Annotated in this window: 17 protein-coding genes; 8 read left to right on the plus strand and 9 right to left on the minus strand. The window is 58.4% G+C overall.

The features are described from left to right. Nucleotides 1-233 precede the first annotated feature (233 nt). The 4 genes from ACOI8A_RS20605 to ACOI8A_RS20620 all read left to right on the plus strand — a co-directional run bounded on the left by ACOI8A_RS20605 (nt 234) and on the right by ACOI8A_RS20620 (nt 2,955). The gene (locus tag ACOI8A_RS20605) at nt 234-1,247 is read left to right on the plus strand and encodes an AAA family ATPase (protein WP_420650043.1); all 1,014 of its coding nucleotides are present in this window, start codon (nt 234-236) and stop codon (nt 1,245-1,247) included. Beyond that, nucleotides 1,244-1,750 (plus strand): hypothetical protein, encoded by a 507-nt coding sequence (locus tag ACOI8A_RS20610; RefSeq protein WP_420650044.1) that lies wholly within the window; start codon nt 1,244-1,246, stop codon nt 1,748-1,750. The genes ACOI8A_RS20605 and ACOI8A_RS20610 overlap by 4 nt, the downstream gene beginning before the upstream one ends. A 14-nt stretch (nt 1,751-1,764) precedes the next feature. Beyond that, a complete protein-coding gene (locus tag ACOI8A_RS20615; protein ID WP_420650045.1) occupies nt 1,765-2,166 on the plus strand; it encodes a GFA family protein in 402 nt (133 codons plus the stop codon). 123 nt (nt 2,167-2,289) lie between these two features. Then, nucleotides 2,290-2,955, plus strand: a complete 666-nt coding sequence (locus tag ACOI8A_RS20620) for an NAD(P)-dependent oxidoreductase (RefSeq protein WP_420650046.1) — start codon at nt 2,290-2,292, stop codon at nt 2,953-2,955. Here ACOI8A_RS20620 and ACOI8A_RS20625 read toward each other — a convergent pair. After that, entirely contained in the window at nt 2,944-3,879 is a 936-nt protein-coding gene (locus ACOI8A_RS20625; protein WP_420650047.1) for a choline sulfate utilization transcriptional regulator, read from the minus strand. The genes ACOI8A_RS20620 and ACOI8A_RS20625 overlap by 12 nt on opposite strands. Nucleotides 3,880-3,993: 114 nt before the next feature. On the opposite strand from ACOI8A_RS20625, the gene betC reads away from it, so the two are divergent. From betC to ACOI8A_RS20640, 3 genes are all read left to right on the plus strand, one after another. Further along, a complete protein-coding gene (gene betC / locus ACOI8A_RS20630; protein ID WP_420650048.1) occupies nt 3,994-5,508 on the plus strand; it encodes a choline-sulfatase in 1,515 nt (504 codons plus the stop codon). Between the two features lie 16 nt (nt 5,509-5,524). Beyond that, complete coding sequence (gene choX / locus ACOI8A_RS20635) at nt 5,525-6,445, plus strand: choline ABC transporter substrate-binding protein (protein WP_420650049.1); 921 nt, start codon at nt 5,525-5,527, stop codon at nt 6,443-6,445. 280 nt (nt 6,446-6,725) lie between these two features. Beyond that, the gene (locus ACOI8A_RS20640; protein WP_420650050.1) at nt 6,726-8,294 is read left to right on the plus strand and encodes a SulP family inorganic anion transporter; all 1,569 of its coding nucleotides are present in this window, start codon (nt 6,726-6,728) and stop codon (nt 8,292-8,294) included. 91 nt (nt 8,295-8,385) lie between these two features. Here ACOI8A_RS20640 and aroE read toward each other — a convergent pair whose 3' ends face one another. Both aroE and hemF read right to left on the minus strand, forming a co-directional pair. Next, the gene (gene aroE, locus ACOI8A_RS20645; RefSeq protein WP_420650051.1) at nt 8,386-9,207 is read right to left on the minus strand and encodes a shikimate dehydrogenase; all 822 of its coding nucleotides are present in this window, start codon (nt 9,205-9,207) and stop codon (nt 8,386-8,388) included. A 13-nt stretch (nt 9,208-9,220) separates the two neighbouring features. Continuing rightward, nucleotides 9,221-10,135, minus strand: coding sequence for an oxygen-dependent coproporphyrinogen oxidase (gene hemF, locus ACOI8A_RS20650; protein WP_420650052.1), 915 nt, complete (start codon nt 10,133-10,135; stop codon nt 9,221-9,223). A gap of 178 nt (nt 10,136-10,313) precedes the next feature. Here hemF and ACOI8A_RS20655 point away from each other — a divergent pair, with 178 nt between their 5' ends. Further along, nucleotides 10,314-11,291, plus strand: coding sequence for an NADPH:quinone reductase (locus tag ACOI8A_RS20655; RefSeq protein ID WP_420650053.1), 978 nt, complete (start codon nt 10,314-10,316; stop codon nt 11,289-11,291). A gap of 23 nt (nt 11,292-11,314) precedes the next feature. Here ACOI8A_RS20655 and ACOI8A_RS20660 read toward each other — a convergent pair whose 3' ends face one another. The 6 genes from ACOI8A_RS20660 to ACOI8A_RS20685 all read right to left on the minus strand — a co-directional run bounded on the left by ACOI8A_RS20660 (nt 11,315) and on the right by ACOI8A_RS20685 (nt 17,222). After that, entirely contained in the window at nt 11,315-12,628 is a 1,314-nt protein-coding gene (locus ACOI8A_RS20660; protein ID WP_420650054.1) for a phenylacetate--CoA ligase family protein, read from the minus strand. Continuing rightward, the gene (locus ACOI8A_RS20665; protein WP_420650055.1) at nt 12,618-13,886 is read right to left on the minus strand and encodes an aminotransferase class I/II-fold pyridoxal phosphate-dependent enzyme; all 1,269 of its coding nucleotides are present in this window, start codon (nt 13,884-13,886) and stop codon (nt 12,618-12,620) included. The genes ACOI8A_RS20660 and ACOI8A_RS20665 overlap by 11 nt, the downstream gene beginning before the upstream one ends. Next, the gene (locus ACOI8A_RS20670) at nt 13,883-14,977 is read right to left on the minus strand and encodes a DUF3419 family protein (RefSeq protein ID WP_420650056.1); all 1,095 of its coding nucleotides are present in this window, start codon (nt 14,975-14,977) and stop codon (nt 13,883-13,885) included. Before ACOI8A_RS20670 ends, ACOI8A_RS20665 begins: the two co-directional genes overlap by 4 nt. Nucleotides 14,978-15,010: 33 nt before the next feature. After that, nucleotides 15,011-15,751: an iron-containing redox enzyme family protein gene (locus ACOI8A_RS20675; RefSeq protein ID WP_420650057.1), complete on the minus strand. Its 741-nt coding sequence runs from the start codon at nt 15,749-15,751 to the stop codon at nt 15,011-15,013. Beyond that, nucleotides 15,723-16,394 (minus strand): hypothetical protein, encoded by a 672-nt coding sequence (locus tag ACOI8A_RS20680; protein ID WP_420650058.1) that lies wholly within the window; start codon nt 16,392-16,394, stop codon nt 15,723-15,725. The genes ACOI8A_RS20675 and ACOI8A_RS20680 overlap by 29 nt, the downstream gene beginning before the upstream one ends. A gap of 270 nt (nt 16,395-16,664) precedes the next feature. Beyond that, a complete protein-coding gene (locus tag ACOI8A_RS20685; protein WP_420650059.1) occupies nt 16,665-17,222 on the minus strand; it encodes an L-threonylcarbamoyladenylate synthase in 558 nt (185 codons plus the stop codon). Between the last annotated feature and the right edge of the window lie 5 nt (nt 17,223-17,227).

Below are 17,227 nucleotides of genomic sequence, written 5' to 3' on the forward strand. Positions count from 1 at the left end.
CCGGTCTGTTGCCGGTAGTTGGGCGATCCTAATCGGGGAACCTTTCAGCTACCTTTCGATGGTGACAGGTCTGACGGAAGGCTCATCCAGTTTCTCGCAAGAAATAGGCACGGGATGGAAAAGGGTCGTAAGACCCTTCCGTAGATATTGAAGGGCCATGCCCGCCGCTGTATGGAAGGAGTTCGCAATGCTAGGCTTGCGCCCATTGCAAAGCTTGAGAGGAGCTCCAACCAATGATCAACAGTGTTGAACTAGACAATTTCGGTCCTTTACAACGAGTCCGCTGGAGCAAGCTCTCAAACTTGAATCTGGTCATCGGCGCAAACAGTAGCGGCAAAACATTTTTGCTTAAGACACTTTATTGCACGATGCGAACCCTCGAAGAATATCAGCGGGGCAACGAGCAGCGTTCAGCTGCGGAAATTCTGGCCGACAAACTTTATTGGACCTTTCAGGCGGACAAGATTGGTGACCTGGTCACTAAGAGTGCCGATGGGCCATTAGCCTGCAAGGTGAAAGTAGATGCACGTGAATTTCGGTTCGGGTTCGGCAAAGACACCACAAAGAATATTGCAACGCTGGAAAGCCACGTCCCGCCGCAAGACAGCAACTCCATCTTTTTGCCCCCTAAAGAAGTGCTCTCTCTACAGCACATTATTTTAAAGAGCCGTGATGTCGACAAGGACTTCGGGTTCGACGATACCTACTACGACTTGGCCAAAGCGCTGCGTCTTATGCCGACTAAAGGTAAAAATCATGCGCACTTCGTGAAGGCACGTAGCAGTCTTGAAGACATGTTCGGTGGCAAAGTCGAGTTCGACAGCAGCGCAAATCGCTGGCAGTTCAAAAAGGGTAACCAAAAATTCCAGATCGGTTCGACCGCAGAGGGCATCAAGAAAATCGCCATTCTCGACACGCTGCTGGGTAATCGATACCTCACCAAAGACTCCATTATTTTCATTGATGAACCGGAATCCGCACTGCATCCGGTGGCGATCACTAAATTGATCGATATCATCGTCTCTCTTGCGGAGAACGGAATTCAATTTTTCATTGCGAGTCACTCGTACTTCGTCATCAAAGCCCTGTATCTGGCAGCTCAAAAGCAAAACATGTCGATCCCGGTTTTGTCATCGCGTGAAGGCGAATGGTTAAGTGATGATCTGCTCAAAGGCATGCCGGACAACCCCATCGTCGACGAATCAATCCGCCTGTATGAAGAGGAAGTGGAGTTGGCCTTGGGATGACTATTTCAATCAAAGAGTCAGGGATGAATTTTGGGCCTTTTCCTGAAAAGAAGCTATTTCCGATCGAAACCAGCCCCTTAGCCAAATCCCTCGGGGAAGGACTGAAGCTTACTGAGTTTGTTCTGCTGCGAGATTTTGCAAATAAACCCCAGGAAGCTTGGTTTATCGAGGCCAAATCAAGCGCCCCCAAAGAAACTACGATTTTTGTCGAAGAAATTCGGCAAAAATTTACAAACTCGGTACAGCTGACCATCGCCGCCTGCCTCAAGCGTCACACTGGTAGTGAAGAATACTTATCTGCGGATTTTCTGGATCTGGACCTTGAAAACTGTGGAATCAAATGCATTCTGGTCATCAACTCTTTTCCGAAAGAATGGATGGTCAACCTCCAGGACGCATTGAACAAAGCGATGAATTCTTTAGCTAAAACTCTGGGGCTCAAACCCGGGTCGGTAATCGTCATAAACGATGAAATGGCTCGCGCACGTAACCTGATCAGTTAGCAAGGCCAGGCAACATGACAATACGGCACAGCGGTGGCTGTCACTGCGGACATATTCGTTATCAGTTCAGCGGAGCGCTGCATGACATTGCCCATTGTCATTGCTCGATCTGCCGCCGCGTAAGTGGCGGCATAGTCACCACATGGATCACCGTGCCGGCGGCGAATTTCCAATGGTTGGCGGCGGCGCCGTCGCGCTATGACTCGTCGAACAGCTGCGCGCGGTTCTTCTGCCCGAACTGCGGCGCGCAACTGGCGCTGGTGACATTGCTCAGTCCCGAAAGTATCGACCTGACCATCGCCACGCTCGATCACCCGGAGCAGGCGCCGGCCGAGCGGCATATCTGGACTGACAGCCAATTGCCCTGGCTGCATCTGGATGAGCACTTGCCTGGTGAGCCTGAAGAAACGCTTTGATCAAAATATAGACAGGTCCAGCGGTCGCACCCTGTGCATTGCAACGCCTGCGAATCGGTTCGAACCCTCGGCATTGCCCGTGTGTCACACACCATACAAGGGACAATAAAAGGGACCTCAGCCATGAAAAATGCCGAAACCCCGGCGGTGAAAGTGGTGCTCTACGGTGCCAGGAGTAGCCTCGGCAGTGCGTTGATGGCTGAACTGCTGCGCCGCCAGCATGAAGTCATCGCCATCCTCGACGACCTGACCGCCCTCGCGCCACGCCCCGGATTGCGCACCAAGAGTGGCGATCTGTTTGATGCCGAGCGAGTCAATCAAAGTGTCGCCGGCAGCTCGGCAGTAATTTGTCTGTTGAATGCGCCGGGCTTGCCGTTCAACAGCGAGCACATTGAAAAATCCGTAGTGCTCGGGCCGGTCGAGCAGGTGCTGGCGGTGGATGCGTTGATCGACGGCCTGCAAGCGGCGAGTGTTGCGCGGTTGTTTGTGGTCGGCGAATTCGAAGCGCTGGATGAACCGGAACTGGATGATCGCCTGCAGCGCCACGCCGCCGAGGAAATCCGCGAAGCGCTGCAAAGCAGCCCGCTGCACTGGACGCTGGTGAATGCGCCGCGCGGCGTGGCGGGGCTGACGATTGAGCATTTCAGTCAGGTCAGCAGTTCGCTTGAGCCGGGGTTGGCCGAGCCGCTCGAGCGATTGCAACGGGTGGCGGTGGGGATTGCGGATGAGCTGCGGTTGAATTTGCATGTGGGTGAACATGTGAGTTTTGTGGCTGCTTCAGATAGCTAAAGGATCGCAGCCTGCGGCGCTGCTCGCCTGCTCCGCCATCAGCCAATCCACAAACTGCTGAATCAACACTCCGCGTCGCTTGCGCTGTGGCAGCACCACGTAATAACCAAGGCGTGACAGCGTTGTTTGCGCTATCGGCCGCACCAGCAACCCTTGGCTGAGCAAGTTATCCACAAGGTGCCGCCAACCAATCGCCACGCCTTGGCCGCCAATCGCCGCTTGGATCAACAGCGTGTAATTGTCGAAACGCAATTGCCCCGGCGCTGGCGGGGTGGCGATGCCGAGCTCGCGGAACACGCCACTCCAGTCAAACCAGTTGCTGCTGTTCTCGCCACGCAGATGCAGCAGCGGAAACTCCAGCAGTGCCTGAGCCGGCAAGGGCAGGGCGCGCTCCTTGAGCAATTGCGGGCTGCACACCGGAAACACTTCTTCGCTGAACAGCCAGTGGCTTTCCCCCTGCTTGAAGCGCCCGTCGCCGAACAGGATTGCCACATCGATGTCAGTGCGCAGCATGTTGTGATTGCGTTCGCTGGTGACCAGGCTCACATCAACCTGCGGGTTGGCCTCGTGAAAACGGTGGAGACGCGGCATCAGCCAATACGCGGCAAACGCAAAATCGGTGGCAACTTGCAGCACCTCATGTTGCTCTTGTGTACTGATCGCACTCAATCCTGCGTCGATATTCTGCAAACCGAGGCTAACTTGCTCAAATAGCAGCGCGCCGACCTCAGTCAATTCGATGCCACGATAGATCCGGTCAAACAGCCGCGTGCCGAGCTGTTCCTCCAGGCGTTTGATCTGCTGACTGATCGCCGGTTGCGTGGTGCCCAGCTCGACCGCCGCTGCGGTGAAGCTGCGCTGACGGGCCGCTGCCTCGAAGGCGCGCAGCAGATCCAGCGATAAATCGCCAAGGGCTTCATACATAAGCTGTGCTTATCCTAGTCATTGCCCGGCGCGGGCTTTACCGGGTAGAGCATGGACTCCATGCTCGATCGAAGCAATATCGCATAAATATTCACTATGGAATGCCGCGATCACATGAAGCGCAAGAACATCCTCTTCATCATGGCCGATCAAATGGCCGCGCCAATGTTGCCGATCTACGGCCCGTCACCTATCAAACTACCCAATCTGAGCCGCCTGGCCGCACAAGGCGTGGTGTTCGACGCCGCCTATTGCAACAGTCCACTGTGCGCGCCGTCGCGTTTTACCCTGGTCAGCGGCCAGTTGCCGAGCAAGATCGGCGCTTACGACAACGCCGCCGATTTCCCCGCCGACATCCCGACCTACGCCCACTATCTGCGCCGTCTCGGCTACCGCACGGCGCTGTCGGGCAAGATGCATTTCTGCGGCCCGGATCAGTTGCACGGCTATGAAGAACGCCTGACCAGCGACATTTACCCGGCCGATTACGGCTGGTCGGTGAACTGGGATGAGCCGGACGTGCGGCCGAGCTGGTATCACAACATGTCCTCGGTGCTGCAGGCCGGGCCGTGCGTGCGTACCAATCAGCTGGATTTCGACGAAGAGGTGGTGTTCAAGGCCCAGCAATACCTGTTCGATCACATCCGTGAGGACGGCGATCAACCCTTCTGCCTGACCGTCTCGATGACTCACCCACATGATCCGTACACGATTCCCAAGGCGTTCTGGGATTTGTACGACGATGCGGATATCCCGCTGCCTACGACGCCGGAGCAACATTCACTCGATCCACATTCCCAGCGTTTACTCAAAGTCTACGATCTCTGGGACAAGCCGTTGCCTGTGGATAAGATCCGCGATGCGCGCCGCGCCTACTTCGGCGCTTGCAGCTATATCGACGCCAACGTCGGCAAGCTCCTGCAAACGCTGGAAGAAACCGGGCTGATCGACGACACGATCATCGTGTTCTCAGGTGACCACGGCGACATGCTTGGCGAGAAAGGCCTCTGGTACAAAATGCACTGGTTCGAAATGGCCGCCCGCGTACCACTGTTGATCAGTGCGCCTGGGCAATTCGCCGCGAGCCGGGTCAGCGCCGCGGTATCTACGGCCGACCTGTTGCCAACCTTCGTCGAACTCGCCGGCGGCAGCTTGGAGCCGAACTTACCGCTCGACGGCCGCTCGTTGCTGCCGCACCTGCAAGGGCAGGGCGAGCACGATGAAGTGTTCGGCGAATACATGGCCGAAGGCACGATCAGCCCGCTGATGATGATCCGGCGCGGTGCCTGGAAATTTATCTACAGCGAAAGCGACCCTTGCCTACTCTTCGACGTAGCCAACGATCCGCGTGAGTTGGAGGAACTCAGCCAGTCGCCGCAGCACCGCCAGTTGTTCGACGACTTTCTCGCCGAAGCGCGGGCCAAATGGGACATCCCGGCCATTCACCGCGATGTGCTTGAAAGCCAACGGCGTCGGCGTTTCGTCGCCGAGGCGCTGACCATCGGCAAGCTGAAGAGCTGGGATCACCAGCCGCTGGTGGACGCCAGTCAGCAGTACATGCGCAACCACATCGACCTCGATGATCTGGAGCGCAAAGCACGTTATCCACAACCCTGCCAAAACCAATAATGCGAAGGGGAAGTCCATGCTCAAGTTATCCACAGTGGTCACCGTCAGCCTGCTGGCTCTGGGCAGCGCTTCGGCCTACGCCGAGCAGAGTTGCGACACGGTAAAAATGGCCGATCCGGGCTGGAGCGACATTGCCGCGACCAACGCGATCACCGGGTTTCTGCTGGACGGCATGGGCTACAAGGCCAAGGTCGACACCCTTGCAGTGCCGATCACCTTTGGCGGATTGAAGGATGGCCAGGTTGACGTGTTCCTCGGCAACTGGATGCCCGCGCAGCAGGGGTTCTATGACAAGTTCGTCGCGACCGGCGAGGTGACGCAACTGGCGAAGAACCTCGAAGGCACCGAGTTCACCCTCGCCGTGCCGGATTACGTGTGGGATGCGGGTGTGCATGACTTTGCCGACCTGAATAAATACGCCGACAAGTTCGAGAAGAAAATCTACGGGATCGGCTCGGGCGCGCCAGCCAACATCTCGCTGCAAGAGATCATCAAGAAAAACGATTTTGATCTAGGCCAGTGGAAGTTGATCGAGTCCAGCGAACAAGCAATGCTGGCCGAAGTATCGCGGGCAGTGAAGAAGCAGAAATTCGTGACCTTCCTCGGCTGGACGCCGCACCCGATGAACGTGCAGTTGAAAATGCATTATCTGAAGGGTGGCGAGAAGTACTTTGGCGACACCGGCAGCGTATTTACCCTGACGCGCAAGGGCTATGCCGAAGCCTGTCCGAATGTGGGCAAGTTGCTGACCAATCTGACGTTCACCCAGGAGATGGAGAACAGCATCATGGCTGAGGTGGTGAACAACAAAGTCAGCAACGCTCAAGCGGCGAAGGCCTGGATCAAAGCGAATCCCGGGGTGTTGGATAAGTGGCTGGAGGGGGTGAAAACCGTAGACGGGAAAGATGCTTTAGGGGCGGTGAAGGCCAAGCTCTGATCGTGGGGTGCTGACGACTTATGTTCGCTCAAGATCTTTTCCCCCCTCACCCCAACCCTCTCCCCCCATGGGGGGCGAGGGGGAAAGGGAGCCGACCGTCGTTGGTTTCAGAACCTGAGTTCGACTGAAGACTTTCAGGTCGATGAATTTCGAATCAACACCTCGGTCAGTCCCCTCTCCCTCCGGGCGGTCCGATGTTTCGGGAGGGTTAGGGTGAGGGGCTCTTCTACTGACACCCTGATCCCCTTGCAAACACCCAAATACCAAACCGCGAGACCACATGCCCCTCCCGACCCGCCGCTCACTCCTGCCCTTCCTGACCTGGCTGCCCCGGCAGACCCGCGCCAGTGTCGGGCGCGACCTGATCGTCGGTCTCAGCGGTGCGATTCTCGCGTTGCCGCAGTCGATTGCCTACGCGCTGATCGCCGGTCTCCCACCTGAATACGGCCTCTACGCGGCAATCATCCCGGTCCTGATCGCCTGCTTATGGGGTTCTTCGTGGCACCTGATCTGCGGCCCCACAGCCGCAATCTCCATTGTGCTTTACGCCAGCGTCAGTCCACTTGCTGTCCCGGCATCACAGGACTACATCACCCTGATTTTGCTGCTGACCTTCCTCGCCGGAGTTTTCCAGTGGTTGCTCGGCCTGTTGCGCTTCGGCGCGCTGGTGAATTTCGTCTCGCATTCGGTGGTGCTGGGTTTCACCCTCGGCGCGGCGGTGGTGATTGTCATCGGTCAATTACCCAACCTGCTCGGGCTGGAGTTACAGAGCAAAGCCACGGCATTGGACAGCCTGATGGATCTGCTGCGGCATCTGGGAACTGTGGATAAACCCTCGCTCGCGCTCGGTGTGGCCACGATGCTGGTCGGCGCGATGTTGAAACAGTTGCTGCCGCGCTGGCCAACGCTGTTGATCACGCTGGTGCTCGGCAGTCTGCTGGTGTGGCTGTGGCCGGCGATGTTCGGCCATGTGCAATTGGTCAGCGCCTTCGTTGGACGTTTGCCGCCGTTCAGTGCGCTGGATCTGGATCTGGACGTGATCCTGCGCCTGCTGCCGAGCGCTGTGGCGGTGGGCATGCTCGGACTGGTTACGAGTCTGTCGATTGCGCGCTCGATTTCCGCGCGCTCGCAGCAGTTGCTCGATGCCAATCAGGAAGTCCGCGCTCAGGGTTTATCCAATATCGTCGGCGCGTTGTTCTCTGGATCGTTGTCCGCCGGGTCATTCACTCGCTCCGGGCTGAGCTATGAGGCGGGCGCCTGCTCGCCATTGGCCGGGGTGTTTTCGGCGTTATGGGTGGCGCTGTTCGCGATTTTCGGCGCGGGACTCATCGCGCACATCCCTATCCCGGCAATGGCCGGCAGCATTCTGTTGATCGCCTGGGGGCTGGTGGATATTCGCGGCATTCGCTCACTGCTGAGGGTCAGCCGCGCAGAATTCTTGGTGATGGCTTTGACCTGTCTCGCCACCTTGCTGCTGGAATTGCAGACAGCGATTTATGCCGGAGTGCTGGCGTCGCTTTTTTTCTATCTCAAGCGCACCTCACAGCCGCGCGTGCAGCATTGGCGCGATGGCGAGGATGATGTGCTGCGGGTCGGCGGGTCGATCTTTTTCGGCGCCAGCCATTACCTGCAAGTGCGCCTGCAACGCATGCACGGCGCGCGCGTGGTGATCGAAGCACAGCAGATCAACTTCATCGATTATTCCGGGGTAGAAATGCTGCATCAAGAGGCGCGGCGCTTGCTCAAACAGGGACGCTGCCTGACATTGCGCCGCGCGCGGCCGCAGGTGGTTGAGGAGTTGAGGAAGCTGGAAGGGCCGGAGAAATGTCCGATCCGCTTTGAGGAGTGATCAGATATCGGTGTCGACTTCAATCGCTGGCAAGCCAGCTCCCACAGGGCTTCAGGTGATCCTTGTGGGAGCTGGCTTGCCAGCGATGCTTTTAAAGGGCCAGTTGGCGGCGCAGTTCGGCGAGCACGGGCGCAGTATCCGGGCGCACCCCGCGCCACAGCAAAAACGCCTCTGCCGCTTGCTCAGCCAACATCCCCAACCCATCCATCGACACCGCCGCGCCATGCTCGCTGGCCCAACGACAAAACGCCGTCGGCTCCTTGCCATACATCATGTCGTAGCACAGGGTTTTACCCGGCTCGATCAGGCTCGGTGCAATCGGCGGGACATCGCCGGTCAGGCTGGCGGATGTGGCGTTGATAATCACGTCCACCGGCTCGCGCAACCAGTCGAAACCACTGGCCGACACCGGCCCCAGATCGATGAATAACTCCGCCAGCAATTCGGCTTTTTCCACCGTGCGATTGGCAATGATCACCGACGCCGGTTTTTCCGCCAGCAACGGCTCCAGCGCTCCGCGCACTGCACCACCAGCGCCGAGCAGCAGAATGCGTTTGCCGGTCAGGCTGAAACCGGCATTCACCGTCAGATCGCGTACCAGTCCGGCGCCGTCGGTGTTGTCGCCGAGCAGCGAACCGTCGGCGAGTTTGCTCAGGGTATTCACTGCGCCGGCACGCTCAGCGCGCGCGGTCAGGCTGTTGGCCAGGCGATAGGCGTCTTCCTTGAACGGCACGGTTACGTTGGCGCCGCGACCTTGCTCGAAAAACGCCTTGGCGCAACCGGAAAAATCGTCGAGCGGCGCCAGCAGTGTGCTGTAGTCGAGGCTCTGCCCGGTCTGCTCGGCGAACAGTTTGTGAATCAGCGGCGACTTGCTGTGGCCGATCGGGTTACCGAAAACGACGTAACGATCCATCACAACTCCTCGTTCAGGCCTGGGCCAGCCAGTCGCGGTCTTGCAGAAAATAGTCGGTCAGGCGTGCCTCTTCGCTACCCGGCTCGGCCTTCCAGTCGTAGGCCCAGCGCACCTGCGGCGGCAGCGACATCAGGATTGACTCGGTGCGTCCGCCCGATTGCAGGCCGAACAGCGTGCCACGGTCGTAAACCAGGTTGAATTCAACGTAACGGCCACGGCGGAATTCCTGGAACTCGCGCTGCTTGGCGGTGAACTCATCGTGCTTGCGCCGCTGCACGATTGGCAGATACGCATCGATGTAGGCGTCACCGATGGCGCGCATGAAGGCGAAACTGGTGTCGAAGTCCCACTCGTTCAGGTCGTCGAAGAACAGTCCGCCGATGCCCCGCGGTTCGTGACGGTGCTTGATGTGGAAGTAGCTGTCGCACCACGCCTTGTAGCGCGAGTAAACGTCCGGGCCGAACGGCGCGCAGGCATGCTCGGCCACGCGGTGCCAATGGATGCAATCTTCTTCATTGCCGTAATACGGGGTCAGGTCGAAGCCGCCACCGAACCACCATACCGGATCTTCGCCTTCTTTCTCGGCGATGAAAAAACGCACATTGGCGTGGGACGTCGGCACATGCGGGTTGTGCGGGTGAATCACCAGCGACACGCCGAGGGCTTCAAAGCCGCGTCCGGCCAGTTCCGGCCGATGGGCGCTGGCCGACGGTGGCAGACCACTGCCGAACACATGGGAAAAGTTTACGCCGCCCTTTTCGATCAACGCGCCGTTCTCGATCACTCGAGTGCGACCGCCGCCCCCAGCCGGACGAGACCAGGCGTCTTCGACGAAGCGCGTGCCGCCGTCCTCGGCTTCCAGCGCAGCGCAGATGCGATCTTGCAGGTCGAGCAGATAGGCTTTTACGGCGTCGGTGCGGGTCGTCATGGCATCACCTTGGATCGGGTAAAACAGATCGGGCAAAACTACGCGGCGCCCCCGCAGGCAATGGGGGGCGGCGCAAATGGGCGCGTAGCATACCATCGCAGGCCGGCACGCCGCAGTTGACGAAGATCAAGGTTGGGAGTTCGATAGGCAGCTCGCAAACGACCCAAGGAATAGGCAGATGGCAAAGCGAATCCAGTTCCGCGCCCACGGCGGCCCCGAAGTGCTCGAGTACGTTGACTACCAGCCCGCCGAGCCCGGCCCGCAGCAGGTGCGCGTGAGCAACAAGGCCATCGGCCTGAACTTCATCGACACCTACTACCGCAGCGGTCTGTACGCGCCGCCAGCATTGCCGTCGGGTCTCGGTGCCGAGGGTGCCGGCATCGTTGACGCGGTGGGCAGCGAAGTCACCCGCTTCAAGGTCGGTGATCGCGTGGCGTATGGCAGTGGCCCGTTGGGTGCTTATAGCGAACTGCACGTCCTGCCCGAAGCCAATCTGGTGAAGCTGCCCGACGCCATCAGTTTCGAAACCGCCGCCGGGGTCATGCTTAAAGGCCTGACCGTGCAATATCTGCTGCGTCAGACTTATGAACTCAAGGCTGGTGAAACCATTCTGTTCCACGCCGCCGCCGGTGGCGTCGGTTCGCTGGCCTGCCAATGGGCCAAGGCTCTCGGCATGAAACTGATCGGTACGGTCAGCTCGAAAGAGAAAGCCGACCTGGCCAAGGCTAACGGCGCATGGGCGACCATCGACTACAGCCACGAAAACGTTGCCCAGCGGGTGCTGGAGTTGACCGACGGCAAGAAAGTCCCGGTGGTCTACGACGGGGTTGGCAAGGACACCTGGCTGACCTCGCTCGACAGCGTGGCGCCGCGCGGTCTGCTGGTGAGTTTCGGTAATGCGTCCGGCGCGGTGGACGGGGTGAACCTGGGGATCCTGTCGGCGAAAGGTTCGCTGTACGTGACCCGGCCGACCCTGGCGACTTACGCCAACAATGCCGCGAACCTGCAACGGATGGCGGATGAGCTGTTCGAGATGATCATCAGCGGCAAGATAAAGGTGGATATCAGTCAGCGTTATCCACTGGCTGAAGCGGCGAAGGCGCAGACCGAGTTGTCGGCGCGGCGCACCACGGGTTCGACCATCCTGCTGCCATGACGACAAGCTGCCCCGGCGATGCTTCATAAGTTGGTCGGGGTAAGTTGCAACTCAACAAAAAACGGCGTCTTGCCGGCCGAGGTTGTTACAAAGTCCTCTCGGGCCAGACGCTGCACCTGCAACCCCAATACTCCGGGCAAGCCGAGCAATGCGCTCGCCTGCGCCTCGACCTGCAGTGCCCGTTCGATCACCGCCTGCGCATCGGCAGCCAGTTTTTCCTGGGCGATGACCAGACGCATGCGAGCACCGTTAGCCTGATGATCGACCTGCACCTGAATATCGGCGGCGCACAACTTGGGCAACATCTGACCGAGCGCATGCATTACCTGCCGCTGAGTGATGATCGCGCCGCCCAGCTTGATCGATGTTTCGACCAGACCCTCGAGCTCCAGCACGGGCCAGGAACTGCCACAGGCGCAATTCGCCAGCTTGCGCAGCATTCGCCCACGATCGCCAATCCTGTACCGCAACAACGGCACGTGATCGGGCAGCAGCGGCGTCAACAGTAATTCGCCGGTCTGCTCTTCGGGCATGGCTTGCAGGGTCACGGGATCAACTACTTCGAGCAGCATCGCGTCGGCATGCAGATGATAAAACCCGTGCTCAAGGTGTGCGCATTGAAAGCCGATGGGGCCGGTTTCCGTAGAGCTGTAGCCGAACGACCTTATCTTCAGCATCGGCCAGTCCCGGGTGAGTTGTTCGCGCAACGATTGACTGCAGGGTTCTCCGATGTAGTACAGCCACTTCAGACTGCCTAACTGCGCTGCGCCGATCTGATCATGGTTGAACAGCGCCGCAGCGAAGGAGGGTGTGCAAATCAGCGCATCGGCCGCCTGTGACTGAATCAGCTCGGCAATCCGTTGAACGCCCATCTGCGAACCGGCGGGCAACAGGCGCGCACCAATGTGCTGGACGACCGCCGATGCGTATTGAAAGGCTCCCTGCATTTCACCGCAGGTCAGACAGTTGATGACGATGCCTGGACGTTCGTCAGCCTCCCCAAACATCCGCGCACCCAAGGAAACGATGCCGGTATTGAACGCCCATGAATGGGTGATGTGCTTACGGTTGCCGGTGCTGCCTCCCGACGTGAGAGTCAGGCCACCGCCCGGTGCGCGGTGTGAGGCTTCGCCGAGCACGGAGAACAGCACACCGCCGTGCTCGTCCTCCACGGCTTGAATCGGCAGTCGATGCAGGTCGTTTGCGGTCTGCACGTCTCTGAGCTGGGGATATAACGCGCTGAACCACGGCAGGGAGCGCGCGTGCGCCAATTTGCGCGCAAAGGCGTCAGCAGTATCCCCGTCAGCACCGGCATTGATTATCGGATCACTGCTCATCGCCACGCCCCCCCTGACGAATACCCAACGCATCGAACCCGCTGCCGACAGCGCTCGCGAGATGCTCCAGCTGGGCCTGGCTATGACTGGCACTGATGGCCAGACGCAGGATCGCCTCGCCCTTGGCCACTACCGGAAACACAGCGGTGGTGACCGCAATCGTCTGTCGGCGCAGATGCAGCGCAAGGTTGATCGCATCGCTCTCGGCGCCGACGCGCACGAACCGAATGGGTGAGGCCACTTGATGGTTGCCCAGCACCGGCCCGAGCAGACCGTCGATCACGGCCACATTGCGCCACAGATTCGCCTGCAACTGTCCCAGCTCAGGGGAAAGGTGGATTTTGCCGGAGGCGACTGCTGCGCCCACGCCGCCCATGGACAGTGGCCCGCCAAAGGTATAGGTCGACGCATGGCGCCGTATCATCTCGGCATCAGCCGCCGTGTGCACAGTAATTGCACCGCCGGTGGCGCCGAACGCCTTGGACAGCGAGGACAGCAGGATCAGACGAGCGCGCTGTCGCTGGTCGGCTGCGAAAAGCGCATAGCCACCGCCTGCTTCGCCATGAATCGAAGTGCCGTGGGCATCATCCGCGTAGAGATAACCGTCGAAACGCTCCGCCAGTTGCAGCAGACGGTTGACCGGATACAAACCGCGCATTGAGCCGATGCTGTCGGTGAGGATGATCGGTGTATTGCCAGCCGCAACCGCAGTAGAGCATGCGTGCTCCACTTGCTCGAGATCGCTGCAATCGCAACGCAGCACGGGGCCGAACTGGCACAGAATGCCCTGCAGCACTTGCATCGAGGCATGCGCAGCCCGGTCGACGATCCAGCCAGGTCCACGACGCAAGGGATAGGAAGGCAACTCGCCGGATCCGAGCAGCGGCAGACAGCCAAGATGCGCGCTGCCTACCGAGTTGAAGGTCACCGAATGCCCCTGGAATATCCGGTTCAGTTGCTCATCCAGCTCTCGCATGGGCGGCAGCAGGGCCCGGGTTCGCGCAGCAGCGAACTGCACGCCGAAGGATTCGACGGCGTTTACCGCGCCTTGAATCAGGCGTGTATCGCACTCAAGTCCCAGGTAGGAGCATGAAAGAAACTCGGTGAGTCGCTCGCCACTGCTCAGCTCGATCTCCTTGCCCTGACGGTGTACCAGGTTCAAACCGTTGAGCCCGGCTTCGAACAATTGCTGCTGATCGTCCCGCGCCTGACGCACACGGTTTTTGACCCAATTTACGGTTGGTTGAATCGTGTTCATGGGAATGCCTGCAAAGGGGGCGTCTGGCGATAGATCTGCACACGCCATAACTGGGTTGTTTCGCGTTCGATCACTGGCTGGTATTGGGCGGTGATATCGCAGAAACCTGCACTATCAGGCTGCACCACATGCAAATGGCCACGCATGACTATCAACGCCTGCCCGCTCAGCGCCGGGCGCAGACGTTGCAAGACACTGGCGCCGGCCCCCTGGGGCATGAAGGACGGCACGTCCGACAGCGAGACGAAATCGACATCCGCAGACGTGGCAACACAATCGAGGATGTCCGCCTGCACCACGCGCAATTCGCACTGGTGTAGTCCCTCGCGCGCACGGCTGAAAATTTTCGGGTCACATTCCAGTGGGTAGCCCTGCGGATAGCGCAGTTCTCCGAAGAACAGCATTTGCAGGAAAAAGCTCTCCTTCACCACTTGAGTGGTAAACAAGGCGTGGAAAATCTGCTGATATGCCGTGCGCGAACTGATACCAAGATTGTTGGGTGGAAATGAGCCTCGATACAGCAGCGAGTTGAGCACTGCCGCGTTCCCCAGCAGCGCGATTACCGCTTTCCAGCGCGTGAGCGGGAAACGGCTTCGGTAATATTCCGTCTGCGCGCCAAGTTCGCTGTGTCGGAAAATTTCTCGACCCGCCCTTCCGGTAAACAACCCGTTGACCTTGGCCAGCCGCTGCAACGTCTGCTCGAAAGCACCCATGTAAATCGGTGCCTTCCCGTCACGGGACCGGAACAACTCCGCCAGCCAGCGGCGATCCGCCGAGGGCAAATTCAGCTGCTGAAAAATCGACTGGCGGCGTATCGCCGAACTCTCAGGCTGGTAGCCCATGAATGCCATGAACGACGCGTGATCGGTCTGCCCCAGAAGAGCAAATCGCAACCGCGTGAAGGCGAGTTGCGGCGCACTTATATCGGTGCAGGTCATGCGCATCGGACTGCGGGCCAACAGCGGCAACAGCCGCCCGCCACACCCGGCGACACCGACTATATGTTTGGCACGCTCGGGCAGAATCGCGTGCTCAAGTGCTGTGTCTTCATCCCCCAGCGTGTAGTTGAGCCGCTCGAAATATTCAGCCATTCGCGCCTCCGCTCATCGGAGGGTGTCGGGCTCTCATGACCGGTCCAGGGCGTGGAGAAAGTCATAACGCGGCGCCAGGCCTTTTTGCCAAGCCTCATATTGCTCATATACAGCTTCAAGCATATTGCCGGTCAGGCGCAGACTGGTTTCCATTACGCTGGCAATCGCATCCCAATCAGCCTGGTTCTTGCACGTGCGCTGCAGCATGAGTTTAATTTCGTTGAAGTGCTCGATATCAATGTCGGAATGGGCAATGAAGAAGGTCAGCTGGGCAGGTTTCAGCGCCAGCGTTTCACTCAGTTGATTGATGATTGGCATGATGAACTGGTAGGCGTTTTCCGCCCAATAACTGTAACCGAGCCGTTGCAGGGGATTACCTGTAAAGGAAATCCAGTACAAGTAAGCAATCAGAACGTTGGTTGCTGGAAGTGCAGATGGCATATCGAAAACTTGATTCTTCAAACCAAGACTCATGACATCGTGCAACGCCATTCTTTCATGGCCGACTTCTTGCGCTGCGTGTTCAAAGCAGAATTTGGCATATACCGGATTATCCGCATGTCGGACACCCACCAACCCCTGATTTCTCGCGTTGTGGGCGGTGTAGTGAAAGGTTTCGATCATATATATCGCATACAGCGCCTTGGAAACATTGCCCTCGCGAATTACTTTTACCAACTGCGAGTTATCCAGGATATCCGCCCAGATCTTGTCGATTCTGTCATCTAGCCGGCTCAACTGTTGTTCAAAACTGCGGGGCGAGTTCATCAGCATGGATTTCCGTTTGGTTGAGAATTTTGTCGGTTGGCGGACTTACGGCCGCAAGGATTTGCGGCCACTTGGCTGAAAGCAGCCAGTAATCGCCGCGTTTGCGCTGCTCGATATGCAATGAATTGGTGGTAATCGGCGTAAGCCCGAAGCGCTGGAACAGACGCCGCTGCGGAGATCGGCACAGCGCAGTGACGCCCTCATAACCGTGTTGGATCGCCCAATCGGTCGCGGCCGCCAGCAGGCCATTGATCAACACCGGCAGGTGACTTGGCGAGTGCGCGATCAAGCGGCTGAACTCGACATGCCGAGACAGCGCCACGGTAGGAGATACATGCTGCTGCGCCAGCGCTGCCCACTCGAACGGCGCAGGTGTAACTCTTAATACCGCCACTGGCTGATCGTCCTGATACAGCAAGAAGTGGGTGCTGCGTGATGTAATTGCCAAGCGTGTTTCGAGTGATCTTGCGCTGGACGTGAGCATGTAATGTTGTAATCGCAGACGAAACTGCTGAGAAACAAAACGTTCAAACTCCCGCGTGTCTGATCCGGCTTCAAGAATAACGATACGACAATTTTCATGACGACTCTTTAACGTCGCCTTGAGTACCTGCAGATAATCCGTGAGTTGTAAATCCGTAGTATCCATTCCATCTCCGCAGAAGTTAACTTTTCGAAATGTCCGGGCGCACTTGAATGATGGATGGTTTTAGAAAAATCGCCACTTCGCGAATTCTGATAATGACGTGGGAAAATTCACGAAAGTTTGATGCTTGTCGATACATCTGACACACGGAGGAAAAATACAAACAACATCGTGTTGTAAGTTGCTACTTACTCGAAGGAAAAATCGCAGGCATGCGTAGTACTCCTCGCTATAAAAGCCGAGGAGTAATCGATAAATCAAACCAGTGTTATATCAATCGGGACGGACGACGTGGCCGGTGGCCAGATCACGGATGATGCTGGGATTCTTGCGCCCACCAAGCAAACCGCCAAGCACCAGATCAAGCTGGCCACGGAAATACTGCTCGACCCGCAACCGCGAGCGCGCTGCTGGCCGACCTTGTGGATTGGCCGATGTCGACACTAGCGGTCCGACCAGTGAACACAGGTCGCGAACCAGTGGATGATCACTGACGCGCAGCGCCACGGTTTCGTGCACCCCGGTGATCCACTGCGGCAACTGGTTGCGATGCGGCACCAGCCACGTGTTCGGCCCCGGCCAGGTGCTGGCCATGCGGTCCAGCCACAGCTCCGGGAAGTCTTCGAAGAGGAAGTCGAACTGGCGGATATTGTCGGCGACCAGAATCAGGCCTTTGCCCACCGAACGGCCCTTGAGCATCAGCAACCGTTCCACTGCTTCTTCATCCCACGGATCGCACCCCAACCCCCAGACGGCTTCGGTTGGATAGGCAATGACCGCCCCGGCACGAATCTCTCGCGCGGCTTGTTGCACACGCCAACTGTTGACCATGAAAA

The organism is Pseudomonas sp. P4795, assembly GCF_048822895.1.
Lineage (GTDB): Bacteria > Pseudomonadota > Gammaproteobacteria > Pseudomonadales > Pseudomonadaceae > Aquipseudomonas.

Bases quoted from the DNA above. Each gene is read 5' to 3' on its own strand.
- ACOI8A_RS20660 (WP_420650054.1), bottom strand. From the start codon at position 12,628: ATGAGCAGTGATCCGATAATCAATGCCGGTGCTGACGGGGATACTGCT.
- ACOI8A_RS20680 (WP_420650058.1), bottom strand. From the start codon at position 16,394: ATGGATACTACGGATTTACAACTCACGGATTATCTGCAGGTACTCAAG.
- ACOI8A_RS20605 (WP_420650043.1), top strand. From the start codon at position 234: ATGATCAACAGTGTTGAACTAGACAATTTCGGTCCTTTACAACGAGTC.
- ACOI8A_RS20670 (WP_420650056.1), bottom strand. From the start codon at position 14,977: ATGGCTGAATATTTCGAGCGGCTCAACTACACGCTGGGGGATGAAGAC.
- ACOI8A_RS20640 (WP_420650050.1), top strand. From the start codon at position 6,726: ATGCCCCTCCCGACCCGCCGCTCACTCCTGCCCTTCCTGACCTGGCTG.
- ACOI8A_RS20625 (WP_420650047.1), bottom strand. From the start codon at position 3,879: ATGTATGAAGCCCTTGGCGATTTATCGCTGGATCTGCTGCGCGCCTTC.
- ACOI8A_RS20665 (WP_420650055.1), bottom strand. From the start codon at position 13,886: ATGAACACGATTCAACCAACCGTAAATTGGGTCAAAAACCGTGTGCGT.
- betC (WP_420650048.1), top strand. From the start codon at position 3,994: ATGAAGCGCAAGAACATCCTCTTCATCATGGCCGATCAAATGGCCGCG.
- ACOI8A_RS20610 (WP_420650044.1), top strand. From the start codon at position 1,244: ATGACTATTTCAATCAAAGAGTCAGGGATGAATTTTGGGCCTTTTCCT.
- choX (WP_420650049.1), top strand. From the start codon at position 5,525: ATGCTCAAGTTATCCACAGTGGTCACCGTCAGCCTGCTGGCTCTGGGC.
- ACOI8A_RS20655 (WP_420650053.1), top strand. From the start codon at position 10,314: ATGGCAAAGCGAATCCAGTTCCGCGCCCACGGCGGCCCCGAAGTGCTC.
- ACOI8A_RS20615 (WP_420650045.1), top strand. From the start codon at position 1,765: ATGACAATACGGCACAGCGGTGGCTGTCACTGCGGACATATTCGTTAT.
- ACOI8A_RS20620 (WP_420650046.1), top strand. From the start codon at position 2,290: ATGAAAAATGCCGAAACCCCGGCGGTGAAAGTGGTGCTCTACGGTGCC.
- hemF (WP_420650052.1), bottom strand. From the start codon at position 10,135: ATGACGACCCGCACCGACGCCGTAAAAGCCTATCTGCTCGACCTGCAA.
- ACOI8A_RS20685 (WP_420650059.1), bottom strand. From the start codon at position 17,222: ATGGTCAACAGTTGGCGTGTGCAACAAGCCGCGCGAGAGATTCGTGCC.
- aroE (WP_420650051.1), bottom strand. From the start codon at position 9,207: ATGGATCGTTACGTCGTTTTCGGTAACCCGATCGGCCACAGCAAGTCG.
- ACOI8A_RS20675 (WP_420650057.1), bottom strand. From the start codon at position 15,751: ATGCTGATGAACTCGCCCCGCAGTTTTGAACAACAGTTGAGCCGGCTA.